Origin of the sequence: Pseudomonas fluorescens (assembly GCF_001307155.1) — a bacterium.
GTDB classification, from domain to species: Bacteria; Pseudomonadota; Gammaproteobacteria; order Pseudomonadales; family Pseudomonadaceae; genus Aquipseudomonas; species Aquipseudomonas helvetica.
Window position 1 is genome coordinate 298,299 of the sequence record NZ_CP012830.1, and the last position, 14,836, is coordinate 313,134.

Annotated in this window: 14 protein-coding genes; 1 reads left to right on the top strand and 13 read right to left on the bottom strand. The window is 60.8% G+C overall.

Annotated elements, in window-relative coordinates; genetic code table 11:
• Positions 1-35: 35 nt before the first annotated feature.
• From AO353_RS01395 to rluC, 3 genes are read right to left on the bottom strand one after another with little or no spacing between them, the layout of a single operon-like run.
• The gene (locus AO353_RS01395) at positions 36-1,025 is read right to left on the bottom strand and encodes a S49 family peptidase (RefSeq protein WP_054593350.1); all 990 of its coding nucleotides are present in this window, start codon (positions 1,023-1,025) and stop codon (positions 36-38) included.
• A 21-nt stretch (positions 1,026-1,046) separates the two neighbouring features.
• Positions 1,047-1,709: an HAD-IA family hydrolase gene (locus tag AO353_RS01400; RefSeq protein ID WP_054593351.1), complete on the bottom strand. Its 663-nt coding sequence runs from the start codon at positions 1,707-1,709 to the stop codon at positions 1,047-1,049.
• Positions 1,699-2,658, bottom strand: a complete 960-nt coding sequence (gene rluC / locus AO353_RS01405; RefSeq protein WP_054593352.1) for a 23S rRNA pseudouridine(955/2504/2580) synthase RluC — start codon at positions 2,656-2,658, stop codon at positions 1,699-1,701. Before rluC ends, AO353_RS01400 begins: the two co-directional genes overlap by 11 nt.
• A gap of 740 nt (positions 2,659-3,398) precedes the next feature.
• On the opposite strand from rluC, the gene rne reads away from it, so the two are divergent.
• A complete protein-coding gene (rne, locus tag AO353_RS01410; protein ID WP_054593353.1) occupies positions 3,399-6,584 on the top strand; it encodes a ribonuclease E in 3,186 nt (1,061 codons plus the stop codon).
• A 198-nt stretch (positions 6,585-6,782) separates the two neighbouring features.
• On the opposite strand, the gene AO353_RS01415 is transcribed toward rne, so the two are convergent.
• The 10 genes from AO353_RS01415 to AO353_RS01460 all read right to left on the bottom strand — a co-directional run bounded on the left by AO353_RS01415 (position 6,783) and on the right by AO353_RS01460 (position 14,828).
• Positions 6,783-7,388, bottom strand: coding sequence for a nucleotidyltransferase family protein (locus tag AO353_RS01415; RefSeq protein ID WP_054593354.1), 606 nt, complete (start codon positions 7,386-7,388; stop codon positions 6,783-6,785).
• Positions 7,388-9,703 carry a xanthine dehydrogenase family protein molybdopterin-binding subunit gene (locus AO353_RS01420; RefSeq protein WP_054593355.1) on the bottom strand — a complete coding sequence of 772 codons (2,316 nt, stop codon included), beginning with the start codon at positions 9,701-9,703 and terminating at the stop codon, positions 7,388-7,390. The genes AO353_RS01415 and AO353_RS01420 overlap by 1 nt, the downstream gene beginning before the upstream one ends.
• Positions 9,700-10,170: a (2Fe-2S)-binding protein gene (locus tag AO353_RS01425; RefSeq protein ID WP_054593356.1), complete on the bottom strand. Its 471-nt coding sequence runs from the start codon at positions 10,168-10,170 to the stop codon at positions 9,700-9,702. Before AO353_RS01425 ends, AO353_RS01420 begins: the two co-directional genes overlap by 4 nt.
• A gap of 136 nt (positions 10,171-10,306) precedes the next feature.
• Positions 10,307-11,326: a UDP-N-acetylmuramate dehydrogenase gene (murB, locus tag AO353_RS01430; protein WP_054593357.1), complete on the bottom strand. Its 1,020-nt coding sequence runs from the start codon at positions 11,324-11,326 to the stop codon at positions 10,307-10,309.
• Positions 11,323-11,787, bottom strand: coding sequence for a low molecular weight protein-tyrosine-phosphatase (locus AO353_RS01435; protein ID WP_054593358.1), 465 nt, complete (start codon positions 11,785-11,787; stop codon positions 11,323-11,325). Before AO353_RS01435 ends, murB begins: the two co-directional genes overlap by 4 nt.
• Entirely contained in the window at positions 11,787-12,551 is a 765-nt protein-coding gene (kdsB, locus tag AO353_RS01440) for a 3-deoxy-manno-octulosonate cytidylyltransferase (protein WP_054593359.1), read from the bottom strand. The genes AO353_RS01435 and kdsB overlap by 1 nt, the downstream gene beginning before the upstream one ends.
• Positions 12,548-12,733 carry a Trm112 family protein gene (locus tag AO353_RS01445; protein WP_019689343.1) on the bottom strand — a complete coding sequence of 62 codons (186 nt, stop codon included), beginning with the start codon at positions 12,731-12,733 and terminating at the stop codon, positions 12,548-12,550. The genes kdsB and AO353_RS01445 overlap by 4 nt, the downstream gene beginning before the upstream one ends.
• Before the next feature lie 24 nt (positions 12,734-12,757).
• Positions 12,758-13,768 carry a tetraacyldisaccharide 4'-kinase gene (gene lpxK / locus AO353_RS01450; protein ID WP_054593360.1) on the bottom strand — a complete coding sequence of 337 codons (1,011 nt, stop codon included), beginning with the start codon at positions 13,766-13,768 and terminating at the stop codon, positions 12,758-12,760.
• Positions 13,768-14,196: an ExbD/TolR family protein gene (locus AO353_RS01455; protein ID WP_054593361.1), complete on the bottom strand. Its 429-nt coding sequence runs from the start codon at positions 14,194-14,196 to the stop codon at positions 13,768-13,770. The genes lpxK and AO353_RS01455 overlap by 1 nt, the downstream gene beginning before the upstream one ends.
• Positions 14,193-14,828 carry a MotA/TolQ/ExbB proton channel family protein gene (locus tag AO353_RS01460; RefSeq protein ID WP_019689340.1) on the bottom strand — a complete coding sequence of 212 codons (636 nt, stop codon included), beginning with the start codon at positions 14,826-14,828 and terminating at the stop codon, positions 14,193-14,195. Before AO353_RS01460 ends, AO353_RS01455 begins: the two co-directional genes overlap by 4 nt.
• Positions 14,829-14,836 lie beyond the last annotated feature (8 nt).

Consider the following 14,836-nt stretch of genomic DNA (forward strand, 5'->3'; position numbering starts at 1 on the left):
CCTCGCAGGCCGGTTTTTTTTATATTGCGCGACGATCAGCGCAATGCCGGCCCATGAAAGCCCATCCACATCGCCAACTGCTCAGCCACGCTGGCGCCGAGTTTTTTCGAGAAGCGGTCGAACGCCGACTCTTGAATCGTGAAGTCGACCAGCTCTTTCTCGCCGATTACGTCACGCGCCACCGAACTGGCACTGCCCAAACCATCGATCAAGCCCAATGGCAGCGCCTGCTCGCCCGACCAGACCAGCCCGGAGAACAACTCCGGATGCTCTTTGTCTTTCAAGCGGTCGCCGCGACCCTTTTTGACACTGGCGATAAACTGCTGGTGAGTGGTATCCAGCACACCCTGCCAGAACTTGATCTCATCCGGCTTTTCCGGCTGGAACGGATCGAGGAACGACTTATGCTCGCCGGACGTATAGGTCCGACGCTCGACACCAAGTTTTTCCATGGTCCCGACAAACCCGTAACCGGCCGCCGTCACGCCAATCGAACCCACCAGGCTCGCCTTGTCGGCGTAGATCTGGTCCGCCGCGCTGGCGATGTAGTACGCCCCCGAAGCCCCCAGATCGGAAATCACTGCATACACCTTGATCGCCGGATGCAGGGCACGCAGACGACCAATCTCATCGTAGACATAACCCGACTGCACCGGACTGCCGCCCGGACTGTTGATTCGCAGCACGACGCCCTTGACCTTCGGATCTTCGAACGCGGCGCGCAAACCGCCAACGATGTTGTCGGCACTGGCCGATTCCTTATCGGCAATCACCCCGGTCACTTCGATCAACGCGGTGTAGCTCGACCCGCGAGTCGCGCTTTTTTCAATATCCATCAGCGGCGTGAAGAGGACCAACGCGATGAGCAGATAAACAAAGGTCAGCAGCTTGAAAAAAATCCCCCAACGCCGCGAGCGACGCTGCTCCTGCACTCCCGCAAGCAGGGTTTTCTCAAGCAGCTTCCAGCTCTTGTCTTCGCCATCTTCGGCACTGGCCTTGGCTGGCGCCTTCCATTCGTCGGTCATTCCATCCACCCCAACAAAAACCTAATTGGCCCGCTGACCCAGCCAGGCGTGCAATTGCGAAAAATGATCAATGGCCAGGCGCGGTTCGAACACGCGCAAGGCTTCCATCGATTGAGCACCATAGCTGACGGCAACCGAATCCATCCCGGCGTTGCGCGCCATCTGCAGATCGAACGACGAATCCCCCACCATCAACGCCTGCTCAGGGCGGACGTCGCAATGGGCCAGAATCTGTTCGAGCATCAGCGGATGCGGCTTGCTGGCGGTTTCGTCGGCGGCGCGAGTGATATCGAAATAATCCTCCCAACCGTGGGATTTCAACACCCGATCCAGCCCGCGACGCGCTTTTCCGGTAGCCACCGCCAGGTGATAACCCTCGGCACGAAACGCCTCAAGCGACTCGACAACACCGTCAAACAACGGCGAAGGCACGGCCTCCGAGGCGATGTAGTGATCCGCATAGTGCTGACGGAATGCCACCAGCTCGTCATCGCCAATTTCCGGATACAGCGTGCGAATTGCTTCGGGCAGCCCCAGGCCGATGATGCCTTTGACAGCAAGATCATCACGTAACTGAAAACCGGATCGCTGCGACGCCACATGCATCGCCTCGACAATCCGACCAATGGAGTCGGCCAACGTGCCGTCCCAATCGAAAATCAGCAACTTGTAATCAGGGTGCACTCAGGCGCTCCACGGTCTTGGCCCACATTTCATCCACCGGCGCCTGAAGCTTGAGCTCGCCGCCATCAGGCAGCGACACAGTCAGCATGTAGGCATGGAGAAACAGGCGCTTGCCGCCCAGATCGCGAATCTCTTTGCTGAAGTCGTCATCGCCGTACTTGGTGTCGCCAGCGATGCAGTGCCCGGCGTGCAAGGTGTGGACGCGAATCTGGTGAGTCCGGCCGGTGATCGGTTTGGCTTCGATCAGGGTGGCAAAGTCGCCAAAGCGACGCAGGACCTTGAACACGGTCACGGACTCCTTGCCCTCCTCCTCGTCGACCTCGACCATGCGCTCGCCGGAGCGCAGATTGCTCTTGCCCAGCGGCGCACGGACTTGCTTGATCGAGGCAGCCCAGTTACCGCGGACCAGCGCCATATAGCGCTTATCGACACCATCGCCGCGCAATGCCGTGTGCAAGTGACGCAGCATGCTGCGTTTTTTGGCGATCATCAGCAGGCCGGAGGTGTCACGATCGAGACGGTGAACCAACTCAAGCTCCTTGCAATCCGGACGCAACTGACGAAAGGCTTCGATCACGCCGTAATTCAAGCCGCTGCCGCCGTGAACAGCGATGCCGCAAGGCTTGTTGATCACGATCAGCGCCTTGTCTTCGAAGACAATCGAGGCTTCGAGTCGCTGCAACAACCCTTGCGCCAATGGCACAGGCTCGTCGCGTTCCGGCACACGCACCGGCGGCACGCGCACGATGTCGCCCGCCTGCAGCTTGTATTCGGGCTTGATCCGACCTTTGTTCACACGCACTTCGCCTTTACGCAAAATGCGGTAAATCAAGGTCTTGGGCACGCCTTTGAGCCGAGCAAGAAGGAAGTTATCAATACGTTGGCCGGCATATTCCGGCGAGACCTCCAGCAGTTGTACGCTTGGGGTCGAGGGGGCAGTAGTCGTCATGCCGCGAATGATAACAATTTTTTATGGAATTGAAGCACTTAATCATTGCTGCTATAGTCGCGAACGCCGCCAAAAGCGGCCTGGACAGAGGACAAACGGCAAATTGCCGGCCCTGACCAACGCAATTCATCAGGACGCGAGGCCGTCCTACGGGGCTTTCGCAACGATTGGAAGGTTTGTGATTGTAACAAGCGCAGGTGACATGAGGCCTGAAGCGAGCGCAGCAACAGAGTAACCACTCGTCTGATGCGCCGATATTTACGGCCAGTTCACAAAGTGCAGTCAGTCCCGAACCAGCCCTTGAGCGAGTGCTTCGGAAACAACGCCTGTTACAAGCTGAGTACCAGCAAAACAGCTGTCACCCAGTCTTGTGTAGCCATGAGCGTGAACTCCCCATTGGAGAACACGGTAAATGCCAACCCGCTGCGGATTCTGCGCGCGGCAGCACCCGAATTATCAGGGATACGTGTAGGGTGGAGATGCACAACCGTCGGACTGTGTAGCACTAGGCTTATATTTAGACGCTTCATCTCGTCCACAGTCGCCGGTTGATTCCTCCTCCTGACTGAGTGCTTAAGTAGCCACAGCAAGCAGGACGCGTACGTCGCGACTCCGGCCCAATTGGTCGAACCTCGCTAGACACTGGAGTGGCCAACCACTCCTGACGCACCTGACACCGACCGTGAGAAGTCGTGTGTGCCGAACGCCGTTTCCGGCAGCCCGGAAACCGACGGTACTACATGAAAAGAATGCTGATTAACGCAACTCAACCCGAAGAGTTGCGTGTTGCACTGGTAGATGGCCAGCGCCTCTACGACCTGGACATCGAGTCCGGTGCACGCGAGCAGAAGAAGGCCAACATCTATAAAGGCCGGATTACTCGCATCGAACCAAGCCTTGAGGCTGCCTTTGTCGATTTCGGCTCTGAGCGCCACGGCTTCCTGCCCCTCAAAGAAATCTCCCGCGAATACTTCAAGAAAGCCCCTGAAGGCCGCGTCAACATCAAGGACGTCCTGAGCGAAGGCCAGGAAGTCATCGTTCAGGTCGAAAAAGAAGAACGTGGCAACAAGGGCGCCGCCCTCACCACCTTCATCAGCCTGGCCGGTCGTTACTTGGTATTGATGCCGAACAACCCGCGTGCCGGCGGTATCTCCCGTCGCATCGAAGGTGAAGAGCGCAACGAACTGCGTGAAGCCCTGAACGGCCTGGTTGCCCCGGCTGACATGGGTCTGATCGTGCGCACTGCCGGCCTTGGCCGCAGCAGCGAAGAAATGCAGTGGGACCTCGATTACCTGCTGCAACTGTGGACCGCCATCAAAGAAGCCTCGCTGGATCGTTCCGCGCCATTCCTGATCTACCAGGAAAGCAACGTGATCATCCGTGCGATCCGCGACTATCTGCGCCAGGATATCGGCGAAGTGCTGATCGACAGCGTTGAAGCCCAGGACGAAGCCCTGACCTTCATCCGCCAGGTGATGCCGCAGTACGCCAGCAAGATCAAACTGTACGAAGACAGCGTTCCGCTGTTCAACCGCTTCCAGATCGAAAGCCAGATCGAGACCGCATTCCAGCGCGTCGTTGAACTGCCTTCCGGCGGCTCCATCGTTATCGATCCGACCGAAGCCCTGGTGTCCATCGACATCAACTCGGCGCGCGCCACCAAAGGCAGCGACATCGAAGAAACCGCCCTGCAGACCAACCTTGAAGCCGCCGAAGAAATCGCCCGTCAGTTGCGCCTGCGCGACATCGGCGGCCTGATCGTCATCGACTTCATCGACATGACCCCTGCCAAGAACCAGCGCGCTGTGGAAGAGAAAGTCCGCGAATGCCTGGAAGCCGACCGCGCTCGCGTGCAAGTCGGTCGCATCTCGCGCTTCGGCCTGCTGGAAATGTCCCGTCAGCGCCTGCGCCCATCGCTGGGCGAAAGCAGCGGCATCGTCTGCCCTCGCTGCAACGGCACCGGCATCATCCGTGACGTTGAATCGCTGTCGCTGGCGATCCTGCGCCTGATCGAAGAAGAAGCCCTGAAAGACCGCACTGCCGAAGTTCGCGCACAAGTGCCGATCCCGGTCGCTGCGTTCCTGCTGAACGAAAAACGCAACTCGATCACCAAGATCGAACTGCGCACCCGTGCCCGCATCGTCATCCTGCCGAACGATCACCTCGAAACGCCGCACTTCGAAGTTCAGCGTCTGCGCGATGACAGCCCGGAAGCCCACATCAACCAGTCCAGCTACGAAATCGCTGCTGCCGCTGCTGAAGTGGAAGAAGTTCAACCGGCCGCCGCCACCCGCACCCTGGTTCGCCAGGAAGCCGCCGTAAAAACCGCTCCGGCCCGCGCCAACGCTCCGGTTCCGACCGAAGTCGTTGCTGCCCCGGTTGCCGCTCCGGTCGCAGCGCCAGAGCCAAGCCTGTTCAAAGGCCTGGTGAAATCGCTGGTGAGCCTGTTCGCCACCAAGGAAGAGCCTGCTGCTCCGGTTGTGGTTGAAAAACCAGCCGCCGAGCGTCCGGCACGCAACGAAGAGCGTCGTAACGGTCGTCAGCAGAGCCGCAACCGTAACGGTCGCCGCGATGAAGAACGCAAGCCACGCGAAGAGCGCGCCCCTCGTGAAGAACGCGCACCGCGCGAGCCTCGTGAAGAGCGTCAACCACGCGAAGCCCGTGAAGAGACTCCAGCAGTCGCTCGCGAAGAACGCGCACCGCGTCCACCGCGTGAAGAGCGCGCACCACGCGCCCCTCGTGAAGACCGCAAACCACGTGGCGAGCGTGAAGAGCGCCCGGTTCGTGAACTGCGTGAACCTCTGGATGCCGCGCCAGCCGCTGCCGCCGCTGTAACGGCTGCTGCTGAAGAGCGTCCGGCTCGTCAGCCACGTGAAGAGCGCGCTCCACGCCCACCGCGTGAAGAACGTCAACCACGTGCCGAACAAGCCGCTGCCGCCGTTGCTGAAGAAGAGCTGCCAACCAGCGAAGAGCAACTGCAGGAAGATGGCCAGGACAACGCCGAAGGCGATCGTCCACGCCGCCGCTCCCGTGGCCAGCGTCGTCGCAGCAACCGTCGCGAGCGTCAACGCGATGCCAACGGCAACGTGATCGAAGGCTCGGAAGAGTCCGAAACCAGCGAAGAGCCAACAGGCGCTGAACTGGCTGCCGGCCTGGCCGTTACCGCCGCTGTTGCCAGCACTGTGATCAGCGCTCCTGCTGAAGCCCAGGCTCATCAGCAAGCTGAACGCGCTACCGCCGTGACTCAAGATGCTGCTCAGGAAGTGGCTCAGGTTGAAGCGCCAGTCGTGGAAGCCACTACCCCGGTCGAAGTGCCAGTCGCTCCTGCCGTCGAAGTAGCTCCAGCTCGTGAAGCACAGCCTGAAGTTCACGCTGCTGTAGAACCAGCTGTAGTTGCCGAACAGCCAGTAGTCGCTGCCGAGCCTGTGGCTGAAGCCCCGGTTGCTGAAAAGGCGCCTGAAGTTCGCGAAGAGCAAACTGCGTTCAACTGGGTTGCAGAAACTGCAGCTGTCGAAGCTCCAGCGCCAGTCGCTGAAGCCCCGGCTGTTGTTGCCGAGCCTGCTCCGGTGGTTGAAGCTCCGGTTGTCACCGAAGTGGCTGCACCGGTTGTCGAAGCCGCCCCGGTCAGTGCCCTGACGCCAAGTGGCCGCGCGCCAAACGACCCACGTGAAGTGCGTCGCCGCAAGCGTGAAGAGGAGCGCCTGCAGAAGGAAGCCGAACTGGCTGCCGCTGCTGCACCGGTTGCTGCTGTCGAGCCTGCTCCGGTTGTTGCTGAAGTCGTCGAGGCAGCCCCTGCCCCGGCCGCTGAAGTCACTGCCGAGCCTGCCACCCCAACCATCGACGAAAACCTGCGTTCCGTCGAAGAAGTGGTAGAGCACAAACCTGAGGCCCTGGAAAAAGAGCACGAGCCTAAACCCCTCGCCTGATTCCATCAGCCACTAAAAAGCCCCGCCTGGTAACCCAGGCGGGGCTTTTTTATGCCTGCGGTGAAGCAGGCCTACCGCGTTATCGTTCATCGCGGGCAAGCCTTGCCCCTACAGTTTTATGTCGACCTGTGATGATGCGAAGGACACATGACTTGTAGGAGCAAGGCTTACCCTCGATGGCAATCTGTCAGACGACACCTACTGAAAGATCAACGCTTCAGGCACATCCACATCCCACAACACGCCCGGATCCTCTACCGCCACCTCTGCCACTTTCGCCGAGGCAAACAGCGGCTTGGCCCCGCGGTCGCCGGACAACGCCATCAGCGCGGCACCCAACGAACGCCCAAATCCTACCGGATGCCCAAATTCGCCACCCTGCACGGGCACGCTAATCGTATCGACCGCTATCCCCTCAACAATCCGCTCAATACTCGACGGCAAGATAAACGGCATATCGCCCAACACCACGAGCCAGCCATCCAGCGCCGGGCACGCAGCGACCGCCGCCGCAATGCTGTCGCCCATGCCCGCCGATGCCAGCAACAGCACCTGGCAACCATAAGCCCGGGCCAGCAGTGCAACCTCTGGACGATCCGGCGTCGTCACCAACAACCGGGTGTCCATGCCCATCGGCAGATTGCGCAGCACCTGCTCGATCACCGGTCGCACAATGCCGTCGCGCCCTTCGCACATCGCCAGCAACTTGTCCTGGTCGGCACCCGCCACGTGTCGATAACGACTGCCCTGCCCCGCCGCAAGAATGATCGCGCCCAGCTTCAGACTCTGCTCGACGCTACGCATCAGGCTTTGCTCTGCTGCCAGCCTTGCAACTGGTAGCGCACTGGCAAGCTGCGAATACGCTTGCCGGTGGCAGCGAAGATCGCATTGCACAGCGCCGGAGCGATGGGCGGCACGCCCGGTTCACCGACACCGCCCAGCGGCACATTGCCCGCTGGCGTGACCAAATGCACCGCCACCTCTTTCGGCGCCAGGGACATGCGCGCCACTTCGTACATATGGAAGTTGTCCTGCTGGACCTTGCCGTCCTTGAAGCTGATTTCACCCAGCACCGCGTTACCCAGGCCCATCACGCAGGCGCCTTCGAACTGCGAGCGAATCCGCTCCGGGTTGATCTGCGGACCGCAATCGACCGCGATGTCGGCCTTATGCACGATCAGCGTACCGTCGTCCTTGACTTCAACCTCGATGACCGCCGCCACATAGGTGACGAAGCTGTAATGCACCGCCAGGCCCAAACCACGGCCCTTGGGCAATTTACGCCCCCAGCCGGCACCCTTGGCCGCCGTTTCCAGAACGCCACGCAGGCGCGCCGTATCGATGGGATAACGCTCAGGGGATTCGCCATAGTTCCACTCTTCGCTCAGGGTTCGCGGATCGATCTGACGGTCCGGCCCCAAGAGTTTGATCTGGTACTTCAGCGGGTCTTGTCCGGCCTTGTGTGCCAACTCGTCGACAAAGCTCTGAATCGCGAAACCGTGAGGAATGTTCGACACCGAGCGATACCAACCGACCCGGGTATGCGCCGCCGCATCAGGGTTTTCCAAACGCACATTGGGAATCGCATAGGCCATGTTGGTAAAGCCCATGCCCAACTCGAAGGCCGCTTCGTGATTCATGCCTGGCGCGAACAACGCAGTGATGCTTGGCGCCACGGTGCGGTGCAACCAGCCGGACGGCATACCGTCCTTGTTCAGGCTGGCCTTGAGGTACTCCGCCGAGACGGTATGGAAGTACGAACAGTGGATGTCGTCTTCACGGGTCCATTGCACGCGCACAGCCTTGCCGGGAAACTCCTTGGCCAGAATCGCTGCTTCCAGAATGAAATCCGGCTTGGACTTGCGACCGAAACCACCGCCCAACAAGGTGACGTTGACCGTGACCTTGTCGAATGGGATACCCAAGCGTTCGGCGATGCGCTCGCGGGTCACTTGCGGGGCCTGACTCGGCGCCCAGGCTTCGCAATGGCCATCCTTGAAGCGCGCAACGGCAACCATCGGCTCCATTGGCGACTGTGCCAGATGCGGCAAGTAGTAGGCCGCCTCCAGACTGCTGTCGGCGCTGTTCATGGCCTCTTCGATATTGCCGGTGCTGCGCACCACTTTGCCCGGTTTCAGAGCTGCGGCTTCCAGCTCCTTGCGATAGACAATCGAGTCGTAACCGGCATTGGCACCGTCATCCCACTCGATCTTCAACGCCTCACGACCCTTGATCGCCGCCCAGGTATTGCTGGCAATCACCGCCACCCCGCCCAACGGCTGGAATTCCGAGGGCAATGGGCGACTTTCAATCTGGATGACCTTGACCACGCCCGGGACCTTCAGCGCCGCGCTGGCATCGAAGGACTTGACCTTGCCGCCATAAACCGCCGGCCGCGCCACGGTGGCGAAGAGCATGCCGTCAAAGTGCACGTCGGCACCGTAGACCGCACGACCATTGACGATGTCCGCACCATCGATAGCCTTAGTCCCTTCCTTACCGATATAACGGAATTCCGACGACTGCTTGAGCCGCAGGCTTTCACGAGCCGGCACGGCCAGCGCCCCCGCAGCAACGGCGAGCGCACCGTAGCCGAGTTCACGCCCGGTGGGCTGGTGGATAACTTTGTGCAATTGCGCGCGGCATTCGCCAACCGGGACTTTCCACTGATCGGCCGCCGCTTGTTCCAGCATGGTTCGCGCAGCAGCACCGCAACGGCGCATCGGCTCGTACCAATGGCGCATGCTGCGCGAACCGTCGGTATCCTGGTTGCCGAAGCGCACCTCATCTCCCGGCGCCTGCCGGACTTTGACCATTGCCCAATCGGCGTCCAGTTCATCGGCGACCACCATGCTCAAGCTGGTGCGCACACCCTGGCCCATTTCCGAACGGTTGCAGACCACCGTCACGCTGCCGTCGGCGGCAATGCTCACGTAGACCTTGGGATCATCGATCCAGCCGTTGGGCATACCGGCGGCACCGAACTTCTTCTCTTCGGCGAACGCGTCCTGCCAGCCCCAACTGGCGGCGAGCACCAGCGCACCCGTCGCACTCACGCCTTTGAGAAAACCACGACGACTGAGATTACTCAGGGCGAAATCATTCGGCAGCTGGCTCATGCCTTGCGCTCCTGCAGATGAGTGGAGGCCTGGCGGATCGCGGTCTTGATGCGGTTGTACGTGCCGCAGCGGCAGATATTGCCGACCATCGCCTGTTCGATCTGTTCATCGCTGGGATTGGGGTTGGTCTTGAGCAATGCAGTGGCCGACATGATCTGCCCGCCCTGGCAAAAGCCGCACTGGGCGACTGCCGTGTCGAGCCAGGCTTGCTGGACGACCTGGCCAACCGGATCGCTGTGCAAGTTGTCGATGGTGCTGACGTCCTGCCCGATCACCGAACCGATAGGCGTGATGCAACTGCGCGCGGGTGCGCCGTCGATATGAATCGTGCAAGCGCCACACAGGCCCATGCCGCAACCGAATTTGGTGCCGCTGTAACCGGCCACATCGCGGATTGCCCAGAGCAGCGGCATGTCCTCGGTGACGTCGAGTTGATGATCTTGACCATTGAGCTTCAGGGTAATCATGGGCACGCCCGCATATAGGTAGAGTTATGGAGCAAATGATTGCATCGTTAGCAGGCTAAGTTAACTCAGCATTAACAAAAAAGCCCTGCAACCAAGGAAGGTGTGCAGGGCTCTGGATTCAGCGATCAAGCGTAGCTCAATACTGATTCGGCTCCATCTCCAGCTCGACATGGAAGCGCTCGGCGATGTCTCTCTGGATCCGCTGTGCCAGGTTAAGCAACTCAAGCCCGGTGGCCGTGCCGTAGTTGACCAGCACCAGCGACTGCAAGCGATGCACGCCGGCGTCGCCGTCACGGAAGCCTTTCCAGCCCGCCTGCTCGATCAACCAGCCTGCCGCCAGTTTCACCCGGCCATCCGCTTGTGGATAACCAACCAGGCCCGGATGCTCAAGGCGAATTTGTGCCGCCAACGCTGCCGACACCAGCGGGTTCTTGAAAAAGCTGCCGGCATTACCGAGCACCGCCGGGTCAGGGAGCTTCTCATTGCGAATGCTGCAAATCGCCTGGCTGACATCGGTCGCGGTGGGATGATCGATGCCTTGCTCGGTCAGGCGCTGACGAACCGGGCCGTATTCCAGATGCAAATGCTCGACGCGGTTCAGGGCAAAACGTACTCGCAGGATCAACCAGCGACCGACTTGCTGCTTGAACAGGCTGTCACGGTAGGCAAAGTTGCACTCGGCCAGCGTGAAATCGCGCAGCTCGCCGGTCTGGCGGTCCAGCGCGGTCAGACCGGCGAACACATCCTTGATCTCGACCCCGTAGGCCCCGATGTTCTGCATCGGCGCAGCACCGACGGTGCCAGGGATCAGGCTGAGATTCTCAAGGCCTGACAGGCCCTGCGCCAGTGTCCATTGCACAAACGGGTGCCAGCTTTCACCGGCCTCGGCTTCGATCACCACCTGACTGCCGTCGTCGCTCAACACCCGAATACCACGGGTGGCCATGCGCAGCACCAGCGCGGCAATGTCTGCGGTCAACAACAGATTGCTGCCACCGCCAATCACCAGCAGCGGCACAGCGTGCGCCGCCGAATACGCCAGCGCCTCGCGCACATCGGCATCACTGTGGGCTTCGGCGAACCATTGCGCGCGCACGTCCACGCCAAAGCTGTTGTACGGCTTCAGCGAAACCTGCGATTGCAGGTGCAAAGTCATAAGCGTCCCTTCAATTCAATCACCAGCAAATCGCTGGCGCGCTCGATCAGGTCCAGCACCTGCTCGAAGCCTTGATCGCCGTCGTAATAAGGATCCGGCACTTCATCCACGCTCGACTCATAGCGACGCAGGAACAAATCCAGCTCCGCCCTGCCCTTGGCCGGTTGCAACGCCTTGAGGTTGCGCAGGTTGCTGTGGTCCATGGCGAGGATCAGGTCATAGCTGGAAAAGTCGGCGCGCGTGACCTGTTGGGCACGTTGCGCGGACAGGTCATAACCACGGCGCAACGCGGCGGCCTGGCTGCGTTTGTCCGGCGCCTTGCCGATATGCCAGTCGCCGGTGCCCGCAGAAGCCACTTCGACCTGATCGGCCAGACCCGCTTCACGCAGTTTGTGTCGCAGCACACCTTCGGCCGTGGGTGAACGGCAGATGTTGCCCAAGCAGACGAACAGAACCCGCATCAGGCCTCCAGCAGGCGACGAACGCGCTCGAGGTCTTCAGCCGTGTCGACACCCGGTGGCGGCGCAATCAGTGCATCGGCAACGTGAATCCGCACACCGTGCCAGAGCGCACGCAGCTGCTCCAGAGACTCGGTGTTTTCCAGCCAGCACGGGCCCCAACTGACGAAGTCATGCAGGAAACCAGCGCGATAGGCATAGATGCCAATGTGCCGACGGTAAGGAACGCCAGCCGGCAATTGCTCGCGGCTCTTGGCGAAGTCGTCACGCGCCCACGGCAAGGTGGCGCGGCTGAACGTCAGCGCCAGGCCATTCAGATCGCTGACGACCTTGACCACGTTGGGGTTGAACAGGGTTTCAACGTCTTCGATCGGCTCGGCGAGGGTCGCCATGCGCGCTTCGGCATGGGCCGCCAGATTGGCCGCAACCTGATCGATCACACTCGGCGGAATCAACGGCTCGTCGCCCTGCACGTTGACCACGATAGCGTCCGACGCCAGGCCCAGTTGGGCAGCGACTTCAGCCAGACGATCGGTGCCGGAGTTGTGGTCCTCGCGAGTCATCACCACTTCAGCGCCAAAGGCCTTGCAGGCCTCGACTATGCGCACATCGTCCGTGGCGACCACCACCCGCTGCGCACTGCTTTTGCTCGCCTGTTCCCAAACGTGCTGGATCATCGGCTTGCCGGCAATCATTTGCAGAGGCTTGCCCGGCAGACGGGTGGAAGCAAAACGCGACGGAATCACAACGGTGAAGGCAGTGCTCATTTATCCAGACGCTCTTCTGCCGTCAGGGTGCGCGCTTCGCTTTCGAGCATCACCGGAATGCCATCACGAATCGGATAGGCCAGACCGGCGCCTTTACTGATCAGCTCGGTTTTATCGGCGCTGAGCTTGAGCGGACCTTTGCAGATCGGGCAAGCGAGGATGTCGAGCAATTTGGTGTCCATGAGCATTCCCTGGATAAAAGCGTTTTAAGGTAAAAGCCGCGCGGGCAACAGCCGCATCAACTGCGTGTCGAACCAGGCCACGAAGGCCGGCGATGGCGCAGCATCGACCGTCAGATACCACCAGTCAGCGGCCGCGAAGGTTCGGCATTTCACCGCATCCTTCTCGGTCATCACCAACGGTAGCGACGGTGTGAAATTCAAGGCCGCCGCGCTGTATTCGGCGTGGTCGGCAAAAGCATGTGGAACAGGCTGCCAGTGTAGCGTTTCAAGGGTGTTGAAGAAACGTTGCGGATTACCGATTCCGGCCACCGCGTGCAAGGCCTGGCCAGCGGGGAAATGCTCAAGCGAGCGCCGTTCGCCCGTCAGCAGGTTGACCAGCGCGGTCGGTCGCAGCTGGAAGGCAAAGCCGTCGTCGCGATCTGCCGTGGCACCGTTGTAGAGCAGCGCATCGACGCTTTGCAGGCGTTCGACCGGCTCACGCAGAGGACCGGCCGGCAGGCAGCGCTTATTGCCCAGTCCGCGTGCGGCATCGATCAACACCAGCTCAAGATCGCGTGCCATACGGTAATGCTGCATGCCATCGTCAGACAGAATCAGATCCAGCGGCTCAGCGGCCAGCAGCGCCTGCACGGCGCGACTGCGATCGGGATCAATCATCAATGGCACGCCGGTGCGCTGGACGATCAACAGCGGTTCGTCGCCCGCGATAGCCGCGCTCTGCCCGGCGTCGACCCGCCAGGGCAATTGCGCTGGTTTGGCGCCATAACCGCGACTGACCACGCCCACCCGCAGGCCACTGCGCTGGCAGTGTTCGATCATCCACAGGATCAACGGCGTCTTGCCGGTACCGCCGACGGTAATGTTGCCGACCACGATCAGCGGCACCGGTGGCTGGTAGATCTCGCCCTGGCCGGCCAGAAACCGTTCGCGCTTGGCCGTGACCACGCGCCGGTACAGCCACTCCAGTGGCTGCAACAGTTTCAGCGCCGGATGACCGGCGTACCAGGCGGCGAGCAAACGATCGGACATGGCCATCAGGGTGCCGGCGCCGCCTCAACGGTGGTCATGCGCAAGTGGGTGAAACCCAGCTTGCCCGCGGCATCCATCGCCGTGACGACGGCCTGATGCTGGGTTTTGCCATCGGCGCTGATCGACAGCGGCGAGTTGGTGTCGCCATTCGACGCCGTCTTCAAGGCGTCGATCAGGCTGGCCAGATCGTTCTTCGGCAACAACTGGTTGTTGACCGAAAACACGCCGTCGGCGCTGATGGCGATGTCCAGTTGCTTGGCCTGCTGGTCTTCGGCAGGCGACCCGCTGACGGCTTCCGGCAGGTCGACGCGCAGCTGGGTTTCCCGGGTAAAGGTGGTGGTCACGACGAAGAACAGCAGCAGGACAAACACCACGTCGATCAGCGACACGAGGTTGATGTCCACGTTCTCCCGTTGCTTACGGCGGAATTTCACGCTTTGCCCTCAGCCAGATCGACGTCACGGTCGCCCTGCACCACTTCAACCAGCTTGATGGCTTCCTGCTCCATGCCCACGACGAGTTCATCAATGCGCCGTTGCAGGAACCGGTGGAAGAACACCGACGGGATACCGACGATCAGGCCCGAAGCCGTGGTGATCAAGGCTTTGGAAATACCGCCGGCCAGCACCGCTGCGTTGGTGGTCATGCCGGTGCTCATGAACGAACTGAAGATATCGATCATGCCCAACACCGTGCCGAGCAGGCCGAGCAACGGCGCCATGGCGGCGATGGTGCCCAGCGCGTTGATGTAGCGTTCCAGCTCGTGGATCACCCGGGCGGCGGCCTCTTCGATGCACTCTTTCATGATCTCGCGACCATGCTTGGAGTTGGCCAGGCCCGCGGCGAGGATCTCGCCCAACGGTGAGTTGGCGCGCAGCTCCTTGAGTTTTTCCTTGTTGAGTTGCTTGTCCTTGATCCAGACCCAGACCTGCCCGAGCAAATGCTCCGGGGTCACACGGCTGGCGCGCAAGGTCCAGAGACGCTCGGCAACGATCGCCATTGCCGCGATGGAACTCAGAATGATCGGCAGCATCATCCAGCCGCCGGATTTGACCAATTCCCACACAGTGACAG

Bases quoted from the DNA above. Each gene is read 5' to 3' on its own strand.
- AO353_RS01395 (WP_054593350.1), bottom strand. From the start codon at position 1,025: ATGACCGACGAATGGAAGGCGCCAGCCAAGGCCAGTGCCGAAGATGGC.
- AO353_RS01415 (WP_054593354.1), bottom strand. From the start codon at position 7,388: ATGCGTAGCGTCGAGCAGAGTCTGAAGCTGGGCGCGATCATTCTTGCG.
- kdsB (WP_054593359.1), bottom strand. From the start codon at position 12,551: ATGAGCACTGCCTTCACCGTTGTGATTCCGTCGCGTTTTGCTTCCACC.
- rne (WP_054593353.1), top strand. From the start codon at position 3,399: ATGAAAAGAATGCTGATTAACGCAACTCAACCCGAAGAGTTGCGTGTT.
- rluC (WP_054593352.1), bottom strand. From the start codon at position 2,658: ATGACGACTACTGCCCCCTCGACCCCAAGCGTACAACTGCTGGAGGTC.
- AO353_RS01420 (WP_054593355.1), bottom strand. From the start codon at position 9,703: ATGAGCCAGCTGCCGAATGATTTCGCCCTGAGTAATCTCAGTCGTCGT.
- AO353_RS01425 (WP_054593356.1), bottom strand. From the start codon at position 10,170: ATGATTACCCTGAAGCTCAATGGTCAAGATCATCAACTCGACGTCACC.
- AO353_RS01435 (WP_054593358.1), bottom strand. From the start codon at position 11,787: ATGCGGGTTCTGTTCGTCTGCTTGGGCAACATCTGCCGTTCACCCACG.
- lpxK (WP_054593360.1), bottom strand. From the start codon at position 13,768: ATGGCCATGTCCGATCGTTTGCTCGCCGCCTGGTACGCCGGTCATCCG.
- AO353_RS01445 (WP_019689343.1), bottom strand. From the start codon at position 12,733: ATGGACACCAAATTGCTCGACATCCTCGCTTGCCCGATCTGCAAAGGT.
- murB (WP_054593357.1), bottom strand. From the start codon at position 11,326: ATGACTTTGCACCTGCAATCGCAGGTTTCGCTGAAGCCGTACAACAGC.